We start from the raw sequence: 5,091 nt of genomic DNA, 5'->3' as shown, positions 1-5,091 counted from the left end.
GCTACGGCGGGCTTTCGCAGGCGTTGCTGACGCTCGGGCCCGCGTTCGACATCGCCGCGCTGCGCGGCGAACTGCGGGCCGTGCTGCTCGCGTACCTGGCGGCGGCTGGCCAGTAACTTCCCCTAGGGGAAATGCCTGATTCGCATGTCGCGCTGACAGGCTAGCCTTGCCGCTGCGTACCCCTCCCGGCGAGCCATGAGAAAAATGCATGGCCGCCATGACGAACTTTCGATTGTCCACCGATATTGGCTCGGGCTAAATCGTGCGACAGATGCTGGCCGTGCGTGTCGCGCGCGGCCGCCCGAAGGACATCAGAAGGAGGAGTCATGCGAAGCGCGACCGCGCCCCGTTCGAAACTGCCCGACGTCGGGACGACGATCTTCACGGTGATCGGCCAACTGGCTGCTCAGCACGATGCGTTGAACCTGTCGCAGGGCGCGCCGAATTTCGCGCCCGATCCGTCGCTCGTCGAAGGCGTCGCGCGCGCGATGCGCGACGGGCACAACCAGTACGCGCCGATGGCCGGCGTCATGGCGCTGCGCGAGCGGCTCGCCGAAAAGACCGAGGCGCTGTACGGCACGCACTACGACCCGGCCACCGAGATCACGGTGATCGCCAGCGCGAGCGAAGGGCTCTACGCGGCGATCAGCGCGCTCGTGCACCCGGGCGACGAGGTGATCTACTTCGAGCCGTCGTTCGACAGCTATGCACCGATCGTGCGGCTGCAGGGCGCGACGCCGGTGGCGATCAAGCTGTCGCCCGAGCATTTCCGCGTGAACTGGGACGAAGTCGCCGCGGCGATCAACCCGCGCACGCGGATGATCATCGTCAACACGCCGCACAACCCGACCGCGACCGTGTTTTCCGCCGACGATCTCGAACGGCTCGCGCAGCTCACGCGCGATACCGGCATCGTGATCCTGTCCGACGAGGTCTATGAGCACGTCGTGTTCGACGGCGCGCAGCACCAGAGCATGGCGCGCCATCGCGAGCTGGCCGAGCGCAGCGTGATCGTGTCGTCGTTCGGCAAGTCGTTTCACGTGACGGGCTGGCGGGTCGGCCATTGCGTCGCGCCGGCCGAGCTGATGGACGAGATCCGCAAGGTGCACCAGTTCATGGTGTTCGCGGCCGACACGCCGATGCAGGTCGCATTCGCGGAGATCCTCGCGCGGCCGGACAGCTATCTCGGCCTGTCGGCGTTCTACCAGGCCAAGCGCGACCTGCTCGCGCGCGAGCTGGCCGATTCCCGTTTCGAGCTGCTGCCGAGCGAAGGCTCGTTCTTCATGCTTGCGCGCTTCCGGCACTTCTCGGACGAAAGCGACAGCGATTTCGTGCTGCGCCTGATCCGCGACGCGCGCGTCGCGACGATTCCGCTGTCGGCGTTTTACACCGACGGCACCGACGCCGGCGTGATCCGGCTCAGTTTTTCGAAGGACGACGCGACGCTGGTCGAGGGCGCGCGGCGGCTGCGTTCGCTGTAAAGCCCGTACGTCAACCGGCGACGGGAGCGTCGCACCGACCAGACACAGGAGATCACGATGAAACACACGGCCACCCTGAAACTCGCGTTCGCACTCGCATGCGCAATCGGCTCGGGCGCGGCGCTCGCCGATGCGCAGACGCTGCGCTTCGGCCTCGAAGCGCAATACCCGCCGTTCGAATCGAAAGCGCCGAACGGCGACCTGCAAGGCTTCGACGTCGACGTCGGCAATGCCGTCTGCCAGACGGCGAAGCTGTCGTGCAAATGGGTCGAGACGTCGTTCGACGGGCTGATTCCCGCGCTGCAGGGCCGCAAGTTCGATGCGATCAATTCGGCGATGAACGCGACCGAGCAGCGGCGCCAGGCGATCGACTTCACGACGATCATCTATCGCGTGCCGACCCAGCTGATCGCGCGCACCGGCAGCGGCCTGCTGCCGACGCCGGAATCGCTGAAGGGCAAGCGTGTCGGCGTGCTGCAGGCGTCGATCCAGGAAACCTTCGCGAAGGCGCACTGGGAGCCGGCCGGCGTCGCGGTCGTCGCGTACCAGGACCAGAACCAGGCGTACGCGGACCTCGTGTCCGGCCGACTCGACGCGACGCTCGTGCTCGCACCGTCCGGCCAGCGCGGCTTCCTGTCGCGTCCGGACGGCAAGGGCTTCTCGTTCGTCGGTCAGCCCGTGCGCGACGACAAGATCCTCGGCAGCGGCATCGCATTCGGACTTCGCAAAGGCGACAGCGCGCTGAAGGCGAAACTCGATGCGGCGATCGACAAGCTGAAGGCGGACGGCACGGTGAAGTCGCTCGGCCTGAAGTATTTCGGCGATATCGACATCTCGACGAAGTAAGCGGAGCCGCACGCGATGCAGAACCGGAACACGGCCGCTGCGGGTGGCGAACAACGCGGCGCGCCGCTGTCGGGTGATTTGCTCGAAGCCGAACTCGTCGCCGAACTGGGCGATGCGCTCGTCACGCGCTCGCCCGATATCGATCCGCGTTACTTCACCGCGTACAACGAGCCGGCCGGCGTGCGGCCGCGCGCGCTGGTGCGCCCGCGCAGCGTCGACGACGTGTCGTGCACGCTCGCGCTGTGCACGCGGCTCGGCCAGCCGGTCGTGCCGCAGGGGGGGCTGACGGGGCTCGCGCGCGGCGCGGTCGCGCTTGGCGACGAGGTGGTGCTGTCGATGGAACGCTTCGCGGGCATCGAGGCGCTCGACGTGGCGGCCGGCACGATGACCGTGCGCACCGGGACGCCGCTGCAGACGGTGCAGGAAGCCGCGGAAGCGGCGGGTTTCACGTTCGGCGTCGATCTTGGCGCACGCGGCTCATGCCAGATCGGCGGCATGCTCGCGACCAACGCGGGCGGCACGCGCGCGATCCGCTACGGGATGATGCGCGAGCAGGTGCTCGGGCTCGAAGCCGTGCTCGCGGACGGCACGGTCGTGTCGTCGATGAACCGGATGCTGAAGAACAACGCGGGCTACGACCTGAAGCAGTTGTTCATCGGCAGCGAGGGGACGCTCGGCGTCGTCACGCGGGCGGTGCTGCGGCTGCATCCGTTGCTCGCTGCACCGGCCACGGCGCTTTGCCGCGTGCGCGACTACGACGCGGTGGTTGCGCTGTGGAATCGCGTGCGGACGCTGCCGGAGGTCGTCAGCTTCGAGGCGATGTGGCCGGCGTTCTACGACTACGTCGCGCGTCACACGCCGGGCGTTTCGGCGCCGTTTGTCGGCGACGATGGCTTCGCGATCCTGATCGAATGCGCGACGAGCGCACTGGGCGGCGACGCGCACCAGGCGCTGGAAACCGGTCTCGCGGCGGGGTTCGACGCCGGGCTCGTGGAGGATGCGGTGCTCGCGACGTCGGAGCGACAGGCGCGCGACTTGTGGACACTGCGCGAAGGCCTCGCGATCGACGCGCTGCCGCATCTCGTCAACTTCGACGTGAGCCTGCCGACGGGCGAGCTCGGCGCGTTCGCCGAGCGCTGCGAGGCGGCGTTGCGCTCACGCTGGCCGGATGTCACGTGCCTGTTCTTCGGCCATGTCGGCGACGGCAACGTGCATATCGGCGTGTCGCTGGCCGGGATGACCGATGCGGATCTCGATGCGCTCGATCACTGCGTGTATGAGGTGGTGCGTGACATGGGCGGCTCGGTGTCGGCCGAGCACGGGATCGGCGTGCTCAAGCGTCCCTATCTCGCGCATACGCGCAGCGACGCGGAAATCGGATTGATGCGACGCCTGAAGGCCGCGCTGGATCCGCTCGGCATCCTGAATCCCGGCAAGGTGCTTTGATCGGGGCGATGCCTCTTGCCGTCGGGCGTTGGCCTGCGTGATGCGTCAGCCGTCCACCCAGCGCAGCGCGCCGATCTTCAGGTGTTCGACGACGCTGCGCGCCCATTCGAGTTCGGCATTGAGCAGGACGAGCGCATGCTCGTTCTGCAGCAGGAACAGGCGCGGCACCTGGTCGGCCTGCGCGGTGGCGCGCAGCGTTTCAAGGCGCTCGCGCTCGGCATCGAGCCGGGCGATCCGAAGCTCGAGCTGGTGGCGCGCATCTTCGGCATCGAGCAGCGGCAGGAACGCGAGACCGGCGCCGAACGCCGGAAATTCCCGCGCGGGCTCGGCGAGCAGCGCATGCAGCCACGCCTGCCCGGCCGTGTGCCCGGCCTCCGTCAGCGCATACAGCGTGCGCTCCGGAAACGCGCCGTCGCGCTCGGTGTCGTGCACGGCGATCATTCCGTCGCGCAGCAGCCGGTCGATCGTCTGGTAGAGGCTCGTGCGCTGGCGCACGTTGACGACTTCGTCGTACCCGCGAGCCTTCAGTTGCTGCAGCATCCCGTACGGATGCATCGGCGTTTCGGTCAGCGTCGCGAGGACGGCCAGCGCGAGCGGGGACGGGCGACTGGTAGACATGAGTAGTTATTTGATATCTAGTAAGAATATAACTATTCTCAACCAGACTATCATATTTCACAAGGGTTTCAGCCGAGGTGCGAGCGCTTCGCGGCCGGGGCGACGGTTTCCATCGTCGCGAGACCGTGCACGATGCCGCAATCCTCGACCGAATGTTCGCCGACGCACTGGCGGCGCAATTCGGTGAGCTGGTCGCGCAGATGCGTGAGTTCCGCGAGGCGCGCATCGACGTGCCCGATGTGTTCGTCGAGCAGCGAATTGATCGAATCGCAGGGATCGGCCGGCGTGTCGGTGAGCTGCAGCAGCGCGCGGATTTCGTCGTGCGCCATGTCGAGCGCGCGGCAGTTGCGGATGAAGCGCAGCCGTTCGACGTGCACGTCGGTGTAGTTGCGGTAGTTCGAGTCGGTGCGCTCCGCATCCGGCATCAGACCCTCTTTCTCGTAGAAACGGATCGTCTCAGGTGTGCAGCGGGCCGCTTTGGCCAGTTCGCCGATCTTCATGCCTTTCTCCCGTGTAAGGGTTGACCTTGTAGTGGCTTCAGGGTGTTAACTCTACACCGTTAGCCATTGAGGAGGTTGTCATGACCGACGCCCAGCGTACCCACGACCCACGACACCGTCATGCCGGCGGCGCCGCTCCGCGCTGCGCCGACGCGCACGATACGGATACGGCCACCGTCGCCGACGCGGCGCCGAAGGCA

The 5,091-nt window shown here is 67.1% G+C and carries 5 protein-coding genes and 1 pseudogene; 4 read left to right on the top strand and 2 right to left on the bottom strand.

The window, feature by feature from the left end:
* From G3N99_RS42155 to G3N99_RS33855, 4 genes and pseudogenes are all read left to right on the top strand, one after another.
* Positions 1-116, top strand: a pseudogene (locus G3N99_RS42155) (TetR/AcrR family transcriptional regulator); the annotation flags it as partial.
* Positions 117-326: 210 nt separating this feature from the next.
* Positions 327-1,481, top strand: coding sequence for a pyridoxal phosphate-dependent aminotransferase (locus G3N99_RS33865; RefSeq protein ID WP_011350537.1), 1,155 nt, complete (start codon positions 327-329; stop codon positions 1,479-1,481).
* Between the two features lie 57 nt (positions 1,482-1,538).
* Positions 1,539-2,327: an ABC transporter substrate-binding protein gene (locus tag G3N99_RS33860; RefSeq protein WP_174940204.1), complete on the top strand. Its 789-nt coding sequence runs from the start codon at positions 1,539-1,541 to the stop codon at positions 2,325-2,327.
* Between the two features lie 15 nt (positions 2,328-2,342).
* Positions 2,343-3,773, top strand: coding sequence for an FAD-binding oxidoreductase (locus G3N99_RS33855; protein WP_206124546.1), 1,431 nt, complete (start codon positions 2,343-2,345; stop codon positions 3,771-3,773).
* 45 nt (positions 3,774-3,818) lie between these two features.
* Here the strand turns inward: G3N99_RS33855 and G3N99_RS33850 are convergent, their stop codons facing one another.
* Positions 3,819-4,391: a PadR family transcriptional regulator gene (locus tag G3N99_RS33850; RefSeq protein ID WP_174940200.1), complete on the bottom strand. Its 573-nt coding sequence runs from the start codon at positions 4,389-4,391 to the stop codon at positions 3,819-3,821.
* A gap of 68 nt (positions 4,392-4,459) precedes the next feature.
* A complete protein-coding gene (gene cadR / locus G3N99_RS33845; protein WP_011350541.1) occupies positions 4,460-4,891 on the bottom strand; it encodes a Cd(II)/Pb(II)-responsive transcriptional regulator in 432 nt (143 codons plus the stop codon).
* Positions 4,892-5,091 lie beyond the last annotated feature (200 nt).

This window comes from Burkholderia sp. Ac-20392, assembly GCF_017104585.1.
Lineage (GTDB): Bacteria > Pseudomonadota > Gammaproteobacteria > Burkholderiales > Burkholderiaceae > Burkholderia > Burkholderia lata.
This window is presented reverse-complemented; position numbering and strand designations above follow the sequence as displayed.

What these genes read in the sequence shown, in the direction of transcription:
- G3N99_RS33855 (WP_206124546.1), top strand. Translation starts at nt 2,343, where the DNA reads ATGCAGAACCGGAACACGGCCGCTGCGGGTGGCGAACAACGCGGCGCG.
- G3N99_RS33860 (WP_174940204.1), top strand. Translation starts at nt 1,539, where the DNA reads ATGAAACACACGGCCACCCTGAAACTCGCGTTCGCACTCGCATGCGCA.
- G3N99_RS33850 (WP_174940200.1), bottom strand. Translation starts at nt 4,391, where the DNA reads ATGTCTACCAGTCGCCCGTCCCCGCTCGCGCTGGCCGTCCTCGCGACG.
- cadR (WP_011350541.1), bottom strand. Translation starts at nt 4,891, where the DNA reads ATGAAGATCGGCGAACTGGCCAAAGCGGCCCGCTGCACACCTGAGACG.
- G3N99_RS33865 (WP_011350537.1), top strand. Translation starts at nt 327, where the DNA reads ATGCGAAGCGCGACCGCGCCCCGTTCGAAACTGCCCGACGTCGGGACG.